This window comes from Arthrobacter globiformis (assembly GCF_030815865.1).
GTDB classification, from domain to species: domain Bacteria; phylum Actinomycetota; class Actinomycetes; order Actinomycetales; family Micrococcaceae; genus Arthrobacter; species Arthrobacter globiformis_B.
Window position 1 is genome coordinate 3,912,099 of sequence record NZ_JAUSXI010000001.1, and the last position, 18,840, is coordinate 3,930,938.

The window sequence follows — 18,840 nt, forward strand, 5'->3', positions numbered from 1 at the left end:
CGGCTGAGCCGCCCCACGCCGGAGCGGCAGGGATTGGCCGGACTTAGAGGAACTCCGCCCGGCCCTCCATGGCCGACGACGCCAACGCATGCTCACGGCGCGGGATCCGCCCGGCCGCACGCGCCAGCCTACCGGCGATCACGGCGTGTTTGAAGGCCTCGGCCATCAGCGCGGGGTTCTGGGCCCGGGTCACGGCCGTGGCCAGCAGCACGGCGTCGCAACCCAGTTCCATTGCCAGGGCCGCGTCCGAGGCCGTGCCGATCCCTGCGTCCAGGACCACGGGAACGGAGGCCCGTGACACGATCAGCTCGATGTTGTGCGGATTGAGGATGCCCAGGCCCGTGCCGATCGGCGCTCCCAGCGGCATGACGGCCGATGCACCCAGGGTCTCCAGCCGAAGCGCCAAAACGGGATCGTCATTGGTGTAGGCGAAGACCTTGAAGCCCCGGTTGACCAGCTGCTCGGTGGCGTCCACCAGCTCCACGGCATCAGGCAGGAGCGTGTGCTCATCGGCTATGACTTCGAGCTTGACCCAATCGGTCTCCAACGCTTCACGGGCCAGCTCCGCCGTCATGACAGCGTCCCGGGCCGTGAAGCAGCCGGCGGTGTTGGGAAGCACGCGGATTTTGTGGTCCACCAGCAGCTGGAACAGCGAGCCGGTTTCGGCAGGCGAGTAGCGCCGCATCGCAACTGTGGTCAGCTGGGTGCCGGACGCGAGCAGCGCTGCGCCGAGACCGTCCAGGCTTGGAGCGCCTCCGGTGCCCATGATGAGCCGCGAAGTCAGCTCCACCCCGTCAATGACCAGGCTGTCTGTTGTTTCAATCATTGTTTCTGCCATCGTCTTCATCCTCCCTGGACTGCCGTGACAAGTTCGATCTCGTCGCCGTCGGCGAGGGCGGTGGCGTACCACTGGCTGCGCGGCACGACGGCCGAGTTGCGGGCCACCGCCACACCCAGCCGCTGGCCGTCGGCGGCCTGCCCGCTGGCGGCCAGTTGGCGCCCCGTGACCTGGCTGACGAGTGAGGTGACGGAGGCGCCCTCGCTTACTTCCTGTTCAACGCCGTTCAGTGTGATGTTCATGCTGGTTCCTTGTTCTGGTCAGATGTGACGCGGGTCAACGTGACAGTGCCCGCTGCTTGCGGTGTCCCTTGGGGTGATTAGCCGGGGACGGGGCTGAGAACAGCGGCAGATCCCAGTGGGCCCGGAAGCCCTGGTGAAAACCGGCCCGGCCGGAAGGCGGCCCAGCGCGGATCGGTGTTGCCGTCCATGAGCTGGCGGCAGATCGCCGCGGCGGCCGGGGTCAGCAGGACGCCGTGGCGGAAGAAGCCGGTGGCGATGATGAGGCCCGCCACGTCCGTGCCCGCACCTTGCCCGCCGGCCGGCACCCGGCCCAGCAGCGGGGCGTTGTCCGGCGTGCCGGGCCGTGCCCGGGCGGTGGCTTCGAGCAGCTCGAGTTCGGCGACTGCCGGCAGCAGTGCCTGGGCGTCGCGCAGCAGTTGGTAGACACCCCCGGCGCTGGTGCCCGGCACACCGTCCTCACGCTGGGTGGCGCCGATCACCACCGTGCCGTCCCCGCGGGGCACCACGTACACCGGCACTCCCCGCACCATGCCCCGCACCGTTGCGGTGAGCAGGGGCTGCAGGTGTGCGGGGACTCTGAGCCTGAGGATGTCTCCGTAAACCGGGCGCAGCGGCAGCTGCAGGCCTTCCGGGAGGTTCTGCAGGTGCGCCGCGGCCAGGCCGTTGGCCACCACCGTCTCGGCCGCCCTGACGGTTCCCCCGCCGGCCAGCCGGACCCCGCAGACCCGCGCGCCGTCCCAGAGCAGGCCGGCGGCGTGCTCCCGCACCGCGTATCCCTCCGCTGCCGCGATCTCCTGGCCATGGCAGGCCAGCTCGGCAGCAACCGCCCGGACGAGCTTCCGCGGATCCACCTGGTGGTCCGCCGGGATGTCCAGGGCGCAGGAGATCGCGGGGCTGAGCAGCGGCTCCCGGGAACGTGCCTCCCGGATGGTCAGCGGTTCAACGTTCAGGCCGTAGGCCCGCTGCACGTCCCGCAGGTCCATCAGGGCCCGGCGGTCGGCCGGATCGGCACCCACCGCCAGGGTCGGCGTCGTCAGGTAACCGGCGTCCTCGCCGGCTGTGAGCGTGGCCGCAAACTCCGGCCATCTGGCGGAGGATTCCAGCATCAGTTCCAGGAGCCCTTCCTCCTGGTAATGCAGTTCGCTGACCGGGGCGAGCATGCCGGCCGCAGCCCAGCTTGCACCGCTGCCCGGGGCTTCATCGATGAGCACCACCGACCGGCCGGAGCGCCGTGCCTCCCAGGCGATGCCGTGGCCAACCACGCCGCCGCCAATGACGGCTACATCTGCCTCAAGTGCGCCGGGCTCCAAGGCTCCCGCGGAGCATTCGTCGCCGCTGGTTTCAGGGTTCATGGAATTCCTTCCCTACGCCGGTACTAACCGGATCAGGTCAAGCGGTCGGCTCTGACGCCCTCTCAGCCCTGCGTCTTTATGACAGCAGCAACGGGCTCCCGCGGTACCTGCCCAGTTTAGAGGAACTAAGGTGGTTGCCATGACCGTGCACTCTGCCCACACCGCCGCCCGCCTGTACCTCTGCACCGACGCCCGCAAGGACCGCGGGGACTTTGCGGACTTCGTGGACGCGGCGTTCGCCGGCGGCGTGGACATCATCCAGCTGCGGGACAAGAGCATCGAGGCGGCCGAGGAACTCGAGCTGCTGGAAGTAGTGCATGCCGCCGCCCGCAGACACGGCCGGCTGTGGGCCGTGAATGACCGCGCCGACATCGCGTCCATCGCCGGTGCACCGGTGTTCCACGTCGGCCAGAAGGACCTGCCGCTCCGCGCCGCCCGGAAGCTGCTGCACGATTCAACGGTGATCGGGCTGTCCACCCACAGCACGGACCAGGTGGATGCAGCCATCGGCGCTGCCCACGGGCGCAGTGGCCTGGACTATTTCTGCGTGGGCCCGCTGTGGGCCACCCCCACCAAGCCCGGGCGCGCCGCCGTCGGGCTCGACCTGGTGCGCTACGCGGCGGAGGCCGTTCGCGCCGCAAACGAGGAACGGGTTGGCGGCCTGCTGCTGCCCTGGTTCGCGATCGGCGGGATCGACCGCACGAACTTGGAGCAGGTCCTGGCGGCCGGAGCCAGCCGCATCGTCGTCGTGCGGGCGATCACCGAGGCGTCAGACCCGGCAGCAGCCGCGGCGGAACTGCTCGATGCCCTCGACGCAACGTACCCGGCCGCCGTCTCGTAACCGAGACGGCCCGATCCGCGGGCGGCGAGTCCTGGAGCTACCCGCTCAGGCCCAGCTGGACCATCCGCCGGGAATGGTTCTCCGCGACTTCGGCGGTGATGCCCCGCACCAGCTCGCGTGCGGTGGCGTCCGTGGCACCGGGCTCCGACTCGACGAACAGCTCGCTCAGGAAGGCGTGGTCGTGGCCCACGCGCTGGGCCTGCGTGATCGCTTCGCCGAGGAGGCGGCGGCCCCACAGCGCCAGCCTGGACGCGAGCCGGGGGTCGTCCGCCAGCGCCCCACTGAGCCGTTCCCGAAGCACGGCCGTGGCCTCTTCCGACGACTGGATCTGCTGGATGAGGTCACGGGTTCCGGCATCCACAAACCGGGCCACGGCCCGGCAGAAATCGGCGGAGACCGTGTCCACCACGTAGGCCTTCATCAGGGATTCGTACCAGTCCGCCGGGCGGGTCCGCTCGTGAAAGTGGTCCACGGCGGACTGGAATGGCAGCATCGCATGTTCGACGTCAACGCCCATCCCCGCCAGCTTGGCGCTCACCAGTTCGTAGTGCTGGAATTCGATGACGGCGATCCTGCCGAGCACGGCGCGGTCGTGCAGCGTGGGTGAGTAGCGGGCGTCGGACGAGAGCCGTTCGAACGCGGACAGTTCGCCGTATGCCATCACGCCGAACAGGTCTGCGACGAAGCGGTCGTAGCGAGCGGTGTCAGCCGAGGAAGTGCCCATAATCCAAGACTAACGGCGCAATTCGGGCTAACCTGATTTTCGTGTCACATCACCGTCTGTCGCCCAGCGTCCACGAGCAGACCAACGCGCTCGAGGAGGCATTGAGCGCGCTGCGGACGGAGCTGGAGCTTCCAGGGGAATTTCCCGAGGATGTGCTCAAGGAAGCTGAAGCCGCCATTGCGGACCGGCAGTTTCCGGCCCTGGACCTGACCGGGGTGGACTTCCTGACCATCGATCCGCCGTCGTCCACCGACCTTGACCAGGCGCTCTTCATCGAACGCCTCGGCGAGGGATACCGGATCCTCTATGCCATTGCAGACGTTCCGTCTTTCGTGCAGCCGGGCGGCGCGATCGACGCCGAAACCCGCCGCCGCGGGCAGACCTTCTACGCCCCCGACGGCCGCATTCCGCTGCATCCGGAGGTGATCAGTGAGAACGCCGGCAGCCTGCTCGCCGGGCAGCTGTGCTCCGCCTTCGTCTGGGAGTTCGAGCTCGACGCCGCCGCCGAGGTGGCGTCCGTGCTGGTGCGCCGGGCGATGGTGCGTAGCCGCGCCAAGCTCAACTACAAGGGGGTCCAGGCAGAACTGGATGCCGGCACGGCCCCTCCCATGCTGCAGCTCCTGTGCGAGGTCGGGTGCAAGCGGGTGGACTTGGAGCGTGCCCGCGGCGGGGCAAGCCTGAACATGCCGGAGCAGGAGATCGTCCAGCTTCCCGACGGCGGCTACCGCATCGTCGCAGTGCCGCAGCTTCCGGTGGAGGACTGGAACGCCCAGATCTCGCTCATGACCGGCATGGCCGCCGCCTCCCTGATGCTCAACGGCAAAGTGGGGATCCTGCGCACCATGCCGGCCCCGGATGAACGCTCGCTCAGCCACTTCAAGCGGCAGACCCACGCTCTGGGCAAACCGTGGGACGGGCAGGAAAGCTACGGCGAGTACCTGCGCACCCTCGACCCCACCGACCACCGGCAATTGGCCATCCTCCACGCGGCCGGAATGCTCTTCCGCGGAGCCGGGTACACGCACTTTGACGGGACCGTCCCGGAGGACGCGGTCCAGTCAGCCATCGGCACGGCGTACGCCCACACCACCGCCCCACTGCGCCGCCTCGTGGACAGGTTTGTCCTGGTCATTTGCGAGGCACTGAGCAACAACCGGCCGGTGCCGGCCTGGGCGCGGGAGGCGCTCCCCTCGCTGCCCGAAATCATGGCGTACTCAGACCAGCTGGCGGGAAGAATGGAACGGCTGGCCCTGGACACTGTGGAGGCCGCGCTGCTGATCAACCACATCGGGCAGGAGTTCGATGCCGTGGTGATCTCCGGGTCAAAGCCGGCCAAGAACGGGAACGGAAACGGAGCAGGCAGCGGAAACGGAAACGGGAACGGCAAGGTAAACGGGAAGGGGACCAACGGATCCGGCCCCTCCGGAGTGGTCCAGATCGCCGAACCGGCGGTAACGGCCAGGTGTGCCGGCGAAATGGAGCCCGGCACCAGGGTCCGGGTCCGGCTCGTCTCCTCGGACATCGCCTCCCGCGAGATCCACCTCGAACTCGTCAGCTGATCCCCAGCCCACAGCTCGATGGTGCCGCAATCCGCAGTTCCTGCGGCCGCAACGGACCCCCGCGGCGGCCCGAGTCAAGGAAAACACGGGTTTGCCAGTAGACTGGCTAGGTAGTAATGGATGCCCGGTCGTTGATTTCCGTAAATTGAATTCAACAAGCCCGCCCCTACGCGATCTTGAGTCACACCCGCCGGTCCCCAGTGCCGGCAATTAGATAGCCCGCGATCGGCTTCCACTGGAATTGCTTGCGCGCCTGAGCGTGCTCCGGAACGGCCCCGCGGCCGGCCCGTTGAGCAGGCGGCGCCAATGCCTAAATGAATAAGGAAACTCCCCTGTGAGTGAATTGCATACCCACCAGCTTCTTTCTGACGACTCCGGCACCGAGACCATCGAGCCGGAAGAAACCATCATCTCGGATGAGAAGCCGCACGAAATAGCCGAAAAGTCGTTTGCCGACCTCGACGTCCGCGCTGACATCGTTGAATCCCTTGCCGACGCCGGCATCACGCACCCCTTCCCTATCCAGGCCATGACGCTGCCCGTGGCGCTGTCCGGCCACGACATCATCGGCCAGGCCAAGACCGGAACGGGCAAGACCCTCGGCTTCGGCATTCCTGCGCTGCAGCGCGTGGTGGGCCGCGATGACGCCGGCTTCGATAAACTGCCCGCTCCCGGTGCGCCCCAGGCCATGGTGATCGTTCCCACGCGTGAGCTCGCCGTGCAGGTTGCCAACGACCTCCAGACGGCATCCCGCAAGCGCAACGCCCGGATCGCCACGATTTACGGCGGACGCGCCTACGAGCCGCAGATCGACGCGCTGCAGAAGGGCGTCGAGGTGGTGGTCGGCACGCCCGGCCGCCTGATCGACCTCTACAAGCAGAAGCACCTCGTCCTGAAGAACGTCAAGATCGTGGTGCTGGACGAAGCTGACGAGATGCTGGACCTCGGCTTCCTGCCCGATGTGGAGACCCTGATCGCCGGCACGCCGCCCGTTCGCCAGACGCTCCTGTTCTCGGCCACGATGCCGGGCCCGGTCATTGCCATGGCCCGCCGGTACATGACGCAGCCCACCCACATCCGCGCCGCGGATCCGGACGACGAGGGCCTGACCAAGCGCGACATCCGTCAGCTCATCTACCGTGCACACAGCATGGATAAGATCGAGGTAGTCGCCCGTATCCTGCAGGCCCGCGGCCGAGGCCGCACCATCATCTTCACCAAGACCAAGCGCACTGCCGCGAAGGTTGCGGAGGAACTCGTGGACCGCGGGTTTGCCGCCGCCGCCATCCACGGTGATCTCGGACAGGGTGCGCGCGAGCAGGCGCTCCGTGCCTTCCGCAACAACAAGGTGGACGTCCTGGTGGCCACGGACGTAGCAGCCCGCGGCATCGACGTCGACGATGTCACGCACGTCATCAACTACCAGTGCGTCGAGGACGAGAAGATTTACCTGCACCGCGTGGGCCGCACCGGCCGCGCCGGCAACAAGGGCACCGCCGTCACGTTCGTGGACTGGGACGACATGCCGCGCTGGGGCCTCATCAACAAGGCGCTGGGGCTGAGCGTTCCCGAGCCCGTCGAAACCTACTCCTCCTCAGCCCACCTGTACGAGGACCTGGACATCCCCGAGGGCACCAAGGGCCGGCTCCCGCGCAGCAAGCGCACCCTCGCCGGCGTCGACGCCGAGGTCCTGGAGGACCTGGGCGAGACCGGCAAGAAGAACAGCCGCTCCGGCGGCCGCGATTCCGGCCGCTCCGGCAGCAGGGAAGACAGCCGCCGCGGCGGTGACGCGGGCAAGCGAACGGGTGAGCGCCGCCGTCGTTCCTCAGACTCGGGCACGGACACGGGGACCGGCCCCGCTTCCACTGCGACTGTTGACGGCGAGCAGCCGGTAAGGCCGCGCCGCAACCGCACCCGCACGCGCCGCCGCAACGGCGAAGTGGTTTCCGGCGGCGAATCCGCCGCGACCGGCTCGCAGCCCGGCACCGAGGCCCCATAGCCTCAATGACTGAAACTGTCTGGGCGCCGGACGGCAGCAACCTGGTGGTGCACGCGGATAACGCGGACTTCCTCCCCACGCTGCCGGACGGCGCCTTCACACTCATTTACGTGGACCCGCCCTTCAACACCGGCCGGGCCCAGCAGCGCCAGGAAACAAGGATGGTGCTCAACGCCGACGGCGACGGCGACCGGGTGGGCTTCAAGGGCCGCTCCTACGACACGATCAAGGGCGCCCTGCACCGCTACGACGACGCTTTCAGCGACTACTGGTCCTTCCTCGAGCCGCGTCTGGTGGAGGCATGGCGGCTCCTGGCCGACGACGGAACCCTGTACCTGCACCTTGACTACCGCGAGGTGCACTACGCCAAGGTGATGCTTGACGCCATCTTTGGCCGTGAATCCTTCCTGAACGAGATCATCTGGGCCTACGACTACGGTGCACGCGCCAAAAACCGCTGGCCCACCAAACACGACAACATCCTCGTCTACGTCAAAAACCCGGCCAAGTACCACTTCAACAGCGCCGAGGTGGACCGGGAGCCCTACATGGCCCCGGGGCTCGTGACTCCGGCCAAGCGTGAGCTGGGCAAGCTGCCCACGGACGTCTGGTGGCACACCATCGTCTCCCCCACGGGCAAGGAAAAGACCGGGTACCCCACGCAGAAACCCGAGGGCCTGGTGCGCCGCGTGGTGGCCGCGTCCAGCCGCCCGGGTGACTGGTGCCTCGACTTCTTCGCCGGTTCCGGCACACTCGGCGCCGTTGCGGCCAAGATGGGGCGCAGGTTCGTCTGCGTGGACCAGAACCAGCCGGCCATCGACGTCATGGCCAAGCGGCTCGGGGTGCACGCCGAGATCGCCTCCTACCCGCCCGTGTAGGTGCCCGCCCAAGTAGGTCGCAGCACAGGGCGTTCCCAGCGCTGGGAGCGCCCTGAAGTGCTACTTAGTTGGGTTAGCGGACGACGGCGGTGCCCGTGGCCAGCTCCTCGATCCGGTCGAGGACGTCCGGGGCGGTCAGGTTCTCGCCCAGCCGGTTCGGCTTGCCCAGGCCGTGATAGTCCGAGGACCCGGTCACCACCAGCCCGTGCTGGGCGGCCAGCTTCCGCAGGAATTCCCGGCCCTCCTCCGGGTTGTCCCGGTGGTTGACCTCCAGGCCGGCCAGGCCGGCGTCGATCATTTCGTGGTACGTGCTTTCGCCCACCACCCGCCCCCGTGCGGAGGCGACGGGGTGGGCAAAGACGGGAACGCCGCCGGCGGCGCAGACCAGTTCGACGGCGAGGGCCGGCGCCGGCGCGTAGTGCTGCACGAAATAGCGCGAATGGGAAGTAAGGATCGAGGTGAAGGCCTCGGAACGGTCCGCTACCACTCCCGCCGCCACCAGGGCGTCGGCGATGTGCGGCCGTCCCAGCGTGGCCCCTGGCGCCACATGGTGGATCACGTCGTCCCAGCTCAGCGGGTAATCCTCGGCGAGCAGCGTGACCATGCGTTCGGCGCGGGTCAGGCGGGCCTCCCTGGCCTTCGTGATTTCCTCCAGCAGCCCCGGGTGCGTGGGGTCGTGCAGGTAGCTCAGGAGGTGGACGCTGATCCCGCGCTCCGTCCGGCAGGAAATCTCCATGCCGGGCACCAGTGCCACGCCGTTGTCAATCGCCGCCCGGGACGCTTCCCCCCAACCATCCGTGGAGTCATGATCCGTCAGCGCAATGACATTCAGCCCTGCCGCCGCCGCGGCCGCCATGACCTCCGCCGGTGTCTCCGTGCCGTCGGAAATATTCGAGTGGGCGTGCAGATCTATCCTCACCAGCCCAGCCTAGTAGATGGCGCGCCCCTGTGGCCTGGATCGGCGTGATTCTCCCTCCCGCGCCGGTGTTGGCCTAAGCCGCTCGGCTGGTGAGACTATTGGACGGTGAACGATGCAGACAACACCCACAACGGTGAAAACACAGCTTCCCAGCCCTTGGAAGAGCGCGTCAACAACCGCTCCCAGCGGCCCAGTTCCGCGGCTTTCAAGGCCTTCATGGCCAGCAACTGGGCGGCCGCGCCGCAGGTGACCCCTGAACGGGACGCCGTCGCCAGCCACGCCGCGAGGAGGCGCCGGGCCATCTCCGACCAGTTCAAGGGTGAACGTCTGGTGCTTCCGGCCGGGCCCCTGAAGGTCCGGTCCAACGACTGCGACTACCGTTTCCGGCCGCACTCCGGCTTCGCCCACCTCACCGGCCTCGGGCTGGACCATGAGCCCGACGCCGTGCTCATCTTCGAACCTGTCGAGCAGGGCAAGGGCGACGACGGCGGCAGCCACCGCGCCACGCTCTACTTCCGGCCGCTGGCCGGGCGGGACACCGAACAGTTCTACGCCGACGCGCGGTCGGGTGAGTTCTGGATCGGGGCGCGGCCCACGCTGGCCGAATTTGAGGCCCGGCTGGGAATCCCCACCGCCCACATCGACGAACTCGAGATGGCCGTCACCAAGAACGTCGGCGCCCCTGAAATCGGCGGCATCTCCATCCGGCTGGTGCGCAAGGTGGACGAAAACATCGACGCGCTCGTGGACACCGCCCGCTACAACACCGCCAAGGACCCGGACAACCTGGACCTGGGCGTGCTGGACGCCCTCGACGAGAAGCTGTCCGAAGCACTCTCCGAGCTGCGCCTGACCAAGGACGAGTGGGAAATCGGGCAGATGCAGATCGCCGTGGCCGCGACTGTGGAAGGCTTCACGGAAGTGGTCAAGGCCCTGCCCCGCGCCCTGACGCATTTCCGCGGCGAACGCGTGGTGGAAGGAGCCTTCTTCGCCCGCGCCCGCGAGGAAGGCAACGAACTCGGCTACGACACCATCGCCGCCTCCGGCAACAACGCCACCGTGCTCCACTGGACCCGCAACACCGGCAAGGTCAACGCCGGGGAGCTCCTCCTGCTGGACGCCGGCGTGGAGGCCGATTCGCTCTACACGGCGGACATCACCCGCACGCTGCCGGCCAACGGCAAGTTCTCCGACGTGCAGCGCAAGGTCTACGAAGCGGTCCTGGACGCGGCCGACGCCGGCTTCGCGGCCGCCCGGATCGGCGTGAAGTTCCGCGACATCCACACCGCCGCCACCACTGTCCTCGCGGAGCGCCTTGCGGAATGGGGCCTGCTCCCGGTCTCCGTCGAGGAGGCCCTTAGCGAGGACGGCCAGCAGCACCGGCGCTGGATGCCGCACGGCACCAGCCACCACCTCGGCCTCGACGTCCACGACTGCGCCCAGGCCAAGCGGGAACTCTACCTGGACGGCGTGCTGCGGGAGGGTATGGTCTTCACCATCGAACCGGGCCTGTACTTCAAGCAGGAAGACCTCGCCATTCCCGAAGAGTACCGCGGCATTGGCGTGCGCATCGAGGACGACATCCTGATGACGGCCGAGGGCCCCGTGAACCTCAGCGCGGCGCTCCCCCGCACCGCGGACGACGTCGAGTCCTGGATGGCAGGCATCTACCAGGAGATCGACGCCAAGGGTTAACCGGCGCCGGCTCTTGCGGCCGGCCAGCCTCTACGAGCAAAAAGGGATGGGCACCGGATTTCTCCGACGCCCATCCCTTTTCGGTCTCACCTGTCGGGCTCGCCCGGCGCTAACGCTGGGGCTCGTCCTTGCTGTGCGCCGGCTGGTTGGCGTCGTTCACGCGCACGCCGTACTGCGGGCGGCCATCAGGCAGATCGGGGTAGCGAACAGCCGCCGGGCGCTGGCCAGCGCGCTGCGCGTCCGGGGTATCGGCAGCTTCCGGGGCCCGGCCGGGCTGGCCGGGCTGGCCCTCGACGGCCCCATACTGGGGTGCATCCGGAACCGGTGCGCCCGGACCCGATTCGCCCTGCGCCTGGGGAGTCTGGGAGCCCTGGGCGTCATTCCCCTGGGCATCCTGGGCCCGCTGGCCGTAGGGGTCGTTCCAGCCCGCCGGCCGCTGCGGCGCCTGGCCGTGGGACGGGCCCTGCGGCGGTCCCTGGTGCCGGCCCGGCTGCTGGTAGGGCTGGTTCTGGTGGTCGTGCTGGTTCTGGTGGTCGTGCTGGTTCTGGTGGTCGTGCTGGTTCTGGTAGTCGTGCTGGTTCTGGTAGTCGTGCTGGGTGGACGACGCCGGGCGCGCACCCTGGGTGGTGTCGGACGGCGTCATCGGGAGCTGCTGGAGCAGCCGGCGCGCCTCCTGGGCCGCCTCGAAGGCCACGACGACGTCGTAATTGGTGGCAACCACCTGGCTGGTGGACGTGAAGTCACGCTTGCCGCGCTGCATGGCATAGGTGACGATCCCGAACAGCATGAAGAACGCCGCACCCATCAGCACCGAGCTGATGATGGAAAACGTCCCGCCGGCAGGCGTGAAGAAGGACAGCATGACGCCGACGAAGAGGCCAAACCACATGCCGCTCAAGGCACCGGAGAGCGCAACGCGCGGGTAGCTGAGGCGGCCCGTCACCCGCTCCACCATCTTGAGGTCGTTCCCCACGATGGACACCAGGTGCACCGGGAACTGCTGGTCGGCGAGGTAGTCCACGGCCTTTTGGGCGTCCAGGTAAGAGGTATACGAGCCGACCGTGTCCCCCGTGGGGACAGTCTTCGACTCGTCCGAGCCGTTGGACGCAGCCTTCGGAGCACCAAATATGTTAGCCATAACCCCATTCTTGCCCATAAGGATGGGTGAAAGCTGAAAATTCAGCTAAAAGAGAGCAGACTCGGTAGCCTGTAGAGGTGAGCACGAATCCTACCCGCGTCTTTGTCGCGCGCCTCTTGGGACTGGACGTCTTCGACCCGTTGGGCGACCGTCTGGGGCGGCTGCGTGACGTCGTCGTGCTCTCCCGCGGAACCCGGGGCGCCCCGCACGTGGTGGGCATCGTCGTCGAAGTTCCCGGCAAGAAGCGCGTCTTCGTCCCCATGACCCGCATCACCTCCATCGACCAGACGCAGGTCATCTGCACCGGGCTGGTCAACCTCCGGCGCTTCGAACAGCGCGGCGCCGAAACCCTGGTGGTGGCCGAAATGTTCGACCGCCGGGTCACCCTGACGGATGGCAGCGGCGATGCCACCATCGAGGACATCGCCATGGACCAGCACCGCTCGGGCGACTGGTTCGTGAGCAAGCTGTTCGTCCGGCGCGGACATTCCCTGGCGCCCCTGAGCAGGCTGCGCCGCAACGAGACCATGATCATCGACTGGGCCGACGCGCACCAGGGAGCCAAAACAGAACCGCAGGCCGCCACGCAGTTCGTGGCCAACCACGAGGACCTCAAGCCCGCGGACTTCGCCGAGGCGCTGCAGGAGATGAGCGACAAGCGGCGCTTCGAGGTAGCAAGCGAACTGCAGGACGAGCGGCTCGCGGACGTTCTGCAGGAGCTGCCAGAGGACGACCAGGTGGAAATCCTCTCCGCCCTCGACGTCCAGCGTGCCGCTGACGTCCTGGAGGAGATGGACCCCGATGATGCCGCCGACCTCCTCGGCGAGCTCCCGTCCGCCCAGGCGGAGGAACTCCTTCAGCTGATGGAGCCCGAAGGCGCAGAGGACGTCCGGCGCCTCCTCGAATACGACGAGGACACCGCCGGCGGCCTCATGACCCCTGTCCCCGTCATCCTGCCGCCCGAAGCCACGGTGGCGGAGGCCCTCGCCCACGTCCGGCGCGAGGAACTCTCCCCTGCCCTCGCCTCGTCCATCTTCATCGCCCGTCCTCCGCTGGAAACCCCCACCGGCCGGTTCCTCGGCGTGGTGCACATCCAGCAGCTGCTGCGCTTCCCGCCCTTCGAGTCGCTGGGCAACCTCGTGGACAAGAACCTGGAGCCGCTCTCGGACCTGGCCCACATCAGCGAAGTCGCGCGCACCCTCGCCACGTACAACCTGAACTCCCTGCCGGTGGTCAACCAGGCAGGCCGGCTGGTTGGCGCAGTGACAGTGGACGACGTCCTGGACCATCTGCTGCCCGATGACTGGCGGGCAAACGACGGCGAGGCCCCGGTTAGGAAGCTTGGTGGCCGCATTGGCTGAAAACACGGCAAAGGCAACGCGACCGAGCGGAAAGCCGGCAGCCCAGGGAAGCCTGGACACGCCGCTGAGCGGCCGCCAGCGCATGCTCCCCAAGTTCTCGCCGAACCCTGATGCGTTCGGCCACGCGACGGAGGGCTTCGCCCGCTTCATGGGCACGCCGCAGTTCCTGCTCTACATGACCGTGTTCTGTGTATTCTGGCTGGCCTGGAATACCTTCGCGCCCACGGCTTGGCAGTTCGACAAGGTTGAGCTCGGGTTTACGCTCCTGACGCTGATGCTGTCCCTGCAGGCCTCCTACGCGGCGCCGCTGCTGCTCCTCGCGCAGAACCGGCAGGACGACCGCGACCGCGTGTCGCTGCAGCAGGACCGCCAGCGGGCGGAGCGGAACCTGTCGGACACCGAATACCTCACGCGGGAACTGGCCTCGCTGCGGATCGCGCTGCGTGAAGTGGCCACCCGCGACTACGTCCGGGCGGAACTGCGCAGCCTCCTGGAGGACCTGCTCGAGGCCCAGGAGGAGCTCCGCACGCACGAACCTTCCGGCCCCGGAAGCCATGAATCGCCGCGCGAACTGGTCCGGGAAAAGCTGAAGGAGAAGCGGGAGAAGCAACGCAATCCCCGCACGCAGCAGATCCCCAAGGTCAAGTCCGAAAAAACGCGGCAGGGCCGGGCAGCCCACCGACCCACCTCTCCCGAAAGCTGAGCACCACGGCATGAGCACCACCCTCCTTCAGGCAGTCAACGCTGCCCTGGCAACCGTCATCGATCCGGAACTCCGGCGCCCCATCACCGAACTGGGCATGGTTGATTCCGTGGAGATCTCCGACAACGGGACCGTCCGCCTTGCGGTGCTGCTCACCATTGCCGGCTGCCCCCTGCGCGACACCATCACCAGGGACTCCGAGGCAGCACTGCTGGACGTGCCAGGTGTGGCCGCCGTCGAGGTCGATCTCAAGGTCATGACCCAGGCGCAGCGCGACGCACTGAAGGAGCAGCTCCGCGGCCCCGGCGGTGAGCGCGGCATCCCGTTCAACCAGCCGGGATCCCTCACCAAGGTTTTCGCGGTGGCCAGCGGCAAGGGCGGAGTGGGCAAGTCCTCGGTGACGGTCAACCTCGCCTGTTCCCTCGCTGCACAGGGGCTGCGCGTGGGTATCGTGGACGCGGACGTGTACGGCTTCTCGGTGCCGGCCCTCATGGGGATCACCCAGGCCCCCACCCGCGTGGACGACATGATCCTCCCGCCGGTGGCCTACGGCGTGAAGGTCATTTCCATCGGCATGTTCGTCACCGGCAACCAGCCCGTGGCCTGGCGCGGACCCATGCTGCACCGGGCCCTCGAGCAATTCCTCACCGATGTCTACTTCGGCGACCTTGATGCGCTGTTCCTGGACCTCCCGCCGGGCACCGGTGACATCGCCATCTCGGTGGCGCAGCTGCTGCCCAAGGCCGAAATCCTGGTGGTCACCACTCCCCAGGCCGCCGCAGCCGACGTGGCAGAACGTGCCGGTGCCATCGCCACCCAAACCGGGCAGACGGTGGCCGGGGTCATCGAGAACATGTCGTTCCTGGAAATGCCCGACGGCGGCCGGATGGACCTGTTTGGCACCGGCGGCGGGGAGGTGCTCGCCGAGAGGCTCAGCGCGTCGACGGGCACGGACGTGCCGCTGCTGGGCCAGATTCCGCTGGATATACTCCTGCGGGAAGGCGGCGACTCGGGCAAGCCCATCGTCCTGGGCGGCCCGGACACGCCTGCAGCAGTGGCGCTGTCCGGCATAGCAGGGAAGCTCGCGGCCAGGCCGCGGGGACTGGCCGGGATGAAGCTGGACGTCCAGCCCCGCTGATTGATTAGGCCCGCTTATTGAGCCTGTCGAAACCCCGCTGGTTGAGCCTGTCCAAACCCCGCTACGTTGCCTCGGAATCGAAGGGGGCCCGCTCGCCCACGCCAAGGCTTTCGATGATGCGCGCCGGCCGCTCCTCGCTGGACGAAGCGGCGGCTGATGCCGCAGCGGCTACTGCCGCCGGACCGCCGGCGCTGACCGGCTTGGTGTCGTCTTCGAGGAGCGCTTCCTTGATGATGCGCCGCGGGTCGTACTGGCGCGGGTCATACTTCTTCCAGTCGACGTCATCGATGTCGATGCCGACTTCTTCCTTGATCTGCTCCCGCGCACCGGAGGCCATCCGACGCACTTCGCGGACCAGGTTTGCCAGTTTCTGGGTGTATTCGGGCAGCCGCTGGGGGCCGATCACCAGAATGCCGATGAGCAGCAGAAGGATAAACTCCGGGCCGTTGATTCCAAACACTTTAGGAAGATTACCCTTTCCGGGGAGGCAGTGACGATTTCGACCCGGCCCGTGCCCCCTGAGAGCATGCAGCAGGGACGGGGAAGCGTCTTAAAGCCCCAACTGGCGGACTATCTTAAGGAGGCCGCGTTCCACCCGGTCGAGGACAGTCTCCTCCGCTGCGGTGCTGCCGCCGGCCGTACCGGTCCCGGCGTCCAGACCCGGACCGGCAACGCTTCCTGGCGCTGCGAGCATCGCCAAAGCGTCGTCGGCCGAGGTGGCGGGCAGGTCCGACACGTAGGTGAAGGTGCTCCGTGGTGTCTGGTAGATCGCGCTCCACGGCGGCCCCGCCTTGACCCAGACCCGGCCGTCCGCCGTCGCTCCCGGCAGGTTAGCGGCAACGTAGCCGTCGCTTCCCGCCGGGTGGCCTGTCAGCGGGTTGACCGGAGACGGCGCAGCCGGCGACCCCTGGTGCTGTTCCAGAATCCTCGCCGTATGCTGCCCGTCGGTGAGGCGCAGCTCCACTGTGGGCCGGCCCGCCAGCACCGTCGTGCTGGCAGATACCAGGCGGAGACCCATGGCACGCAGTTCAGGGCATGTCCAGCCGGAGGACCGCAGCGCTGCGAGGCGGCTGTCTGTTCCCGGGGAATGCCCGGACTGGCCATAGAGCGAGGCCGTGCCCGCGGCGTACTGCCTGGGTTCACCGGCAACCGTGTAGGCTCCGGCGGCGACGGCCCCTGCCGCCACCACAGCCACCCCGCCGGCCAGCCCCGCCAGCCTCATCCGGCTGGGCCGGGCCATGGGGGCCGGCGCCATGGCCAATTGCTGGGTGCGGAGCAGGAGCCGCGCTGTCAGTTCATCACTGGCGGCCGGGACTGCGGCCGTACGGAGCCGCTCAATGTACTGGCGCTGCCGGTGCAGCGCGCTGGCGCATTCGGCGCACGCACGGATGTGGTCCGTTGTCTGCGGGTGCCGACCGCCGGCAAGCGGCGGAAACCGTCTGTTCTGTCTGAGCCCCTCCAGCAAGCGATGTAACCGACGCATGTTGCCGATCAGAGAACGCCGGCGATGCGGGGCATCTTCAGCCGCGGCTTGCGCGCCTGCTGCGGCCGCGGATCCCGGTGGGCAAGCTTTTCGCGGAGCATGGTCCGGCCGCGGTGGATGCGTGAACGCACCGTGCCCAGCTTCACGCCCAGGGCCACGGCGACTTCGTCGTACGACAGTCCCTCAAGGTCACACAGGACGACGGCGGCACGGAAGTCCGGCGGGAGTTCCTCGAGGGCGGCCTGGACGTCGAGATCCAGGTTGTTGAGTTCGAAGCTTTGCTCGGGGCCGGGTTCACGGCCGGGCAGCCGTGATTCGGCATCCTCGGCCAGCGCGTCAAACCGGATCCGGCTCTTGCGCCGCGCCTGGTCCAGGAAGAGGTTTGTGGTGATCCGGTGCAGCCAACCGTCCAGGGTCCCCGGCTTGAAGTTCTCCAGGGAGCGGAAGACGCGGACGAACACCTCCTGGGTGAGGTCCTCGGCGTCGTACTTGTTACCGGTAAGCCGATAGGCGAGCCTGTACACCTTGGCAGAGTGGTTGGTGACCACTTCTTCCCACGTGGGCATGGCCCACTCGGCAGCTTGCTCTTCAGTTGCAGGGACAGGTGCCGCAACGGATGCTGACATCGTCCACTCCCCTCGTGGATGTAATAACGCCTGACGTGCTTTACATCATTGATTCGGCGCCGATCACCACTTGGATGAGCGGATTATTATCATGTCAAAGTTGGCTGGGAATTTCCTGACTGCGGGGCCCCTCTTTGCTAAAGGCGCAACTTTTGGCCCGCGTTTGGTGCCAGCATTCGTAAATTTTCTTCACCCTCCGCCGGGCAGCAGAACAGTATCCGCCATCACAGGCGTGCCCGCTGTCACTTGCCCGTCGGGCGCCGTCCAACCAAGTACGCTGTAATAACATGCCCCCTGCCGCCCAGAAAGCGAAATCCATGAGCGCCGATAAGTCCACGAGCTGGTCCTATGCAGAAGATCTGCCTGCGGAGGATGAGGTCCTGCTGCGCGCCCGGGAGCGTTCGTTCGAGCTTGGCGTGACACCCATCGGCCGTGGCGTTGGTGCCGTGCTGACTGTGCTGGCAGCGGCATCCAAGGCGCAGACCGCCGTCGAGATCGGTACCGGCGCCGGCGTCTCGGGCGTCTGCCTGCTCCGCGGCCTCGGTCCGCAGGCCGTGCTCACCACCATTGACGTGGACGTCGAGCACCTGAAGGCCGCCCGGGAAGCGTTCCAGGAGTCAGGCAGCCCGGCCAACCGCACGCGCACCATTTCCGGCCGCGCCGGTGATGTCCTGCCGAGGCTCACCGACGCCGCCTATGACCTCGTCTTCATCGACGGCGACAAGCCCAACTTTCCCCGCTACGTGGAGCAGGCCGTACGCCTGCTCAAGACCGGCGGGCTGCTGATCGTCAATGACGCCTTGGACAAGGACCGGGTGTCCAACCCTGCGGCCCGCGACGCAACCACCGTTGTGCTGCGCCAGGTGGGCAGGGCCGTGCGCGACGACGACCGGCTGGCTTCCGCCATGCTCCCCACCGGTGACGGGCTGCTGGTAGCGGTCAAGAAATAGGCTGGCCGGTAAGAGTAGTCCGGCCGGCCCAGGCAGGCCAGGAAGACGAAAAAGGCAGGGCCCGCAGCCTTTCGGCTGCGGGCCCTGCCTTTACTCTTATTCGGTGACGCCGACGAGGCAGTCCTTGAGGTTGGCCGCCTCTGCGGCGTTAAGTTCAACCACGAGCCGGCCCCCGCCTTCGAGCGGCACACGCATGATAAGGCTGCGGCCCTCCTTGGTTACTTCCATAGGGCCGTCGCCGGTGCGTGGTTTCATAGCCGCCATGAGGAATATCCCCTCCAGTAGTCCCAGGACCGAGCAGCCCGGCCGGGCTGAGTCCGCGTGGTCAAAACAATGCCGCTCTGGCGGCCCTTCGGCAGCCGCCATGGCTGAACAGTGCGAATGCTTTTTGTCC

19 protein-coding genes and 1 riboswitch are annotated in these 18,840 nt (G+C 67.5%); of the genes, 9 read left to right on the top strand and 10 right to left on the bottom strand.

Features of this window, described 5'->3' with window-relative positions:
• Window positions 1-43: 43 nt before the first annotated feature.
• The 3 genes from QFZ33_RS18140 to thiO all read right to left on the bottom strand — a co-directional run bounded on the left by QFZ33_RS18140 (window position 44) and on the right by thiO (window position 2,432).
• Window positions 44-826 carry a thiazole synthase gene (locus QFZ33_RS18140; protein ID WP_373427292.1) on the bottom strand — a complete coding sequence of 261 codons (783 nt, stop codon included), beginning with the start codon at window positions 824-826 and terminating at the stop codon, window positions 44-46.
• Between the two features lie 17 nt (window positions 827-843).
• Window positions 844-1,080: a sulfur carrier protein ThiS gene (thiS, locus tag QFZ33_RS18145; protein ID WP_307029711.1), complete on the bottom strand. Its 237-nt coding sequence runs from the start codon at window positions 1,078-1,080 to the stop codon at window positions 844-846.
• Between the two features lie 77 nt (window positions 1,081-1,157).
• Window positions 1,158-2,432 carry a glycine oxidase ThiO gene (gene thiO, locus QFZ33_RS18150; protein ID WP_307029713.1) on the bottom strand — a complete coding sequence of 425 codons (1,275 nt, stop codon included), beginning with the start codon at window positions 2,430-2,432 and terminating at the stop codon, window positions 1,158-1,160.
• Window positions 2,424-2,544: riboswitch (TPP riboswitch) on the bottom strand. It overlaps the preceding gene by 9 nt.
• 27 nt (window positions 2,545-2,571) lie before the next feature.
• Between thiO and thiE the strand changes: the two genes are divergently transcribed.
• The gene (thiE, locus tag QFZ33_RS18155; RefSeq protein WP_307029715.1) at window positions 2,572-3,273 is read left to right on the top strand and encodes a thiamine phosphate synthase; all 702 of its coding nucleotides are present in this window, start codon (window positions 2,572-2,574) and stop codon (window positions 3,271-3,273) included.
• A 37-nt stretch (window positions 3,274-3,310) separates the two neighbouring features.
• On the opposite strand, the gene QFZ33_RS18160 is transcribed toward thiE, so the two are convergent.
• Complete coding sequence (locus QFZ33_RS18160; RefSeq protein ID WP_307029717.1) at window positions 3,311-3,997, bottom strand: ferritin-like fold-containing protein; 687 nt, start codon at window positions 3,995-3,997, stop codon at window positions 3,311-3,313.
• Between the two features lie 41 nt (window positions 3,998-4,038).
• On the opposite strand from QFZ33_RS18160, the gene QFZ33_RS18165 reads away from it, so the two are divergent.
• The 3 genes from QFZ33_RS18165 (at window position 4,039) to QFZ33_RS18175 (ending at window position 8,433) form a co-directional block, all read left to right on the top strand.
• A complete protein-coding gene (locus QFZ33_RS18165; RefSeq protein ID WP_307029719.1) occupies window positions 4,039-5,556 on the top strand; it encodes an RNB domain-containing ribonuclease in 1,518 nt (505 codons plus the stop codon).
• 334 nt (window positions 5,557-5,890) lie between these two features.
• On the top strand, window positions 5,891-7,555 hold the full coding sequence (locus QFZ33_RS18170) for a DEAD/DEAH box helicase (RefSeq protein WP_307029721.1): 1,665 nt from the start codon (window positions 5,891-5,893) through the stop codon (window positions 7,553-7,555).
• 5 nt (window positions 7,556-7,560) lie between these two features.
• Window positions 7,561-8,433, top strand: a complete 873-nt coding sequence (locus QFZ33_RS18175) for a DNA-methyltransferase (protein ID WP_307029724.1) — start codon at window positions 7,561-7,563, stop codon at window positions 8,431-8,433.
• A gap of 73 nt (window positions 8,434-8,506) precedes the next feature.
• Here the strand turns inward: QFZ33_RS18175 and QFZ33_RS18180 are convergent, their stop codons facing one another.
• Window positions 8,507-9,352: a PHP domain-containing protein gene (locus QFZ33_RS18180; protein ID WP_307029726.1), complete on the bottom strand. Its 846-nt coding sequence runs from the start codon at window positions 9,350-9,352 to the stop codon at window positions 8,507-8,509.
• Between the two features lie 105 nt (window positions 9,353-9,457).
• Between QFZ33_RS18180 and QFZ33_RS18185 the strand changes: the two genes are divergently transcribed.
• On the top strand, window positions 9,458-11,047 hold the full coding sequence (locus tag QFZ33_RS18185; protein ID WP_307029728.1) for an aminopeptidase P family protein: 1,590 nt from the start codon (window positions 9,458-9,460) through the stop codon (window positions 11,045-11,047).
• Between the two features lie 109 nt (window positions 11,048-11,156).
• On the opposite strand, the gene QFZ33_RS18190 is transcribed toward QFZ33_RS18185, so the two are convergent.
• A complete protein-coding gene (locus QFZ33_RS18190) occupies window positions 11,157-12,185 on the bottom strand; it encodes a general stress protein (RefSeq protein WP_307029730.1) in 1,029 nt (342 codons plus the stop codon).
• Between the two features lie 77 nt (window positions 12,186-12,262).
• Between QFZ33_RS18190 and QFZ33_RS18195 the strand changes: the two genes are divergently transcribed.
• From QFZ33_RS18195 to QFZ33_RS18205, 3 genes are read left to right on the top strand one after another with little or no spacing between them, the layout of a single operon-like run.
• Window positions 12,263-13,546: a magnesium transporter MgtE N-terminal domain-containing protein gene (locus tag QFZ33_RS18195; RefSeq protein ID WP_003805129.1), complete on the top strand. Its 1,284-nt coding sequence runs from the start codon at window positions 12,263-12,265 to the stop codon at window positions 13,544-13,546.
• Window positions 13,530-14,249: a DUF1003 domain-containing protein gene (locus tag QFZ33_RS18200; protein ID WP_214853756.1), complete on the top strand. Its 720-nt coding sequence runs from the start codon at window positions 13,530-13,532 to the stop codon at window positions 14,247-14,249. The genes QFZ33_RS18195 and QFZ33_RS18200 overlap by 17 nt, the downstream gene beginning before the upstream one ends.
• A 10-nt stretch (window positions 14,250-14,259) precedes the next feature.
• Window positions 14,260-15,387, top strand: a complete 1,128-nt coding sequence (locus QFZ33_RS18205) for an Mrp/NBP35 family ATP-binding protein (RefSeq protein ID WP_307029732.1) — start codon at window positions 14,260-14,262, stop codon at window positions 15,385-15,387.
• 61 nt (window positions 15,388-15,448) lie between these two features.
• Here QFZ33_RS18205 and QFZ33_RS18210 read toward each other — a convergent pair whose 3' ends face one another.
• From QFZ33_RS18210 to sigE, 3 genes are all read right to left on the bottom strand, one after another.
• Window positions 15,449-15,847, bottom strand: coding sequence for a twin-arginine translocase TatA/TatE family subunit (locus QFZ33_RS18210; protein ID WP_307029734.1), 399 nt, complete (start codon window positions 15,845-15,847; stop codon window positions 15,449-15,451).
• A gap of 90 nt (window positions 15,848-15,937) precedes the next feature.
• A complete protein-coding gene (locus tag QFZ33_RS18215) occupies window positions 15,938-16,870 on the bottom strand; it encodes an anti-sigma factor (RefSeq protein ID WP_307029736.1) in 933 nt (310 codons plus the stop codon).
• A gap of 8 nt (window positions 16,871-16,878) precedes the next feature.
• Entirely contained in the window at window positions 16,879-17,496 is a 618-nt protein-coding gene (sigE, locus tag QFZ33_RS18220) for an RNA polymerase sigma factor SigE (RefSeq protein WP_307029738.1), read from the bottom strand.
• Window positions 17,497-17,813: 317 nt separating this feature from the next.
• On the opposite strand from sigE, the gene QFZ33_RS18225 reads away from it, so the two are divergent.
• Window positions 17,814-18,446, top strand: coding sequence for an O-methyltransferase (locus tag QFZ33_RS18225; RefSeq protein ID WP_102973821.1), 633 nt, complete (start codon window positions 17,814-17,816; stop codon window positions 18,444-18,446).
• A gap of 96 nt (window positions 18,447-18,542) precedes the next feature.
• Here the strand turns inward: QFZ33_RS18225 and QFZ33_RS18230 are convergent, their stop codons facing one another.
• A complete protein-coding gene (locus QFZ33_RS18230; protein ID WP_102973820.1) occupies window positions 18,543-18,710 on the bottom strand; it encodes a DUF3117 domain-containing protein in 168 nt (55 codons plus the stop codon).
• Window positions 18,711-18,840: the final 130 nt, after the last annotated feature.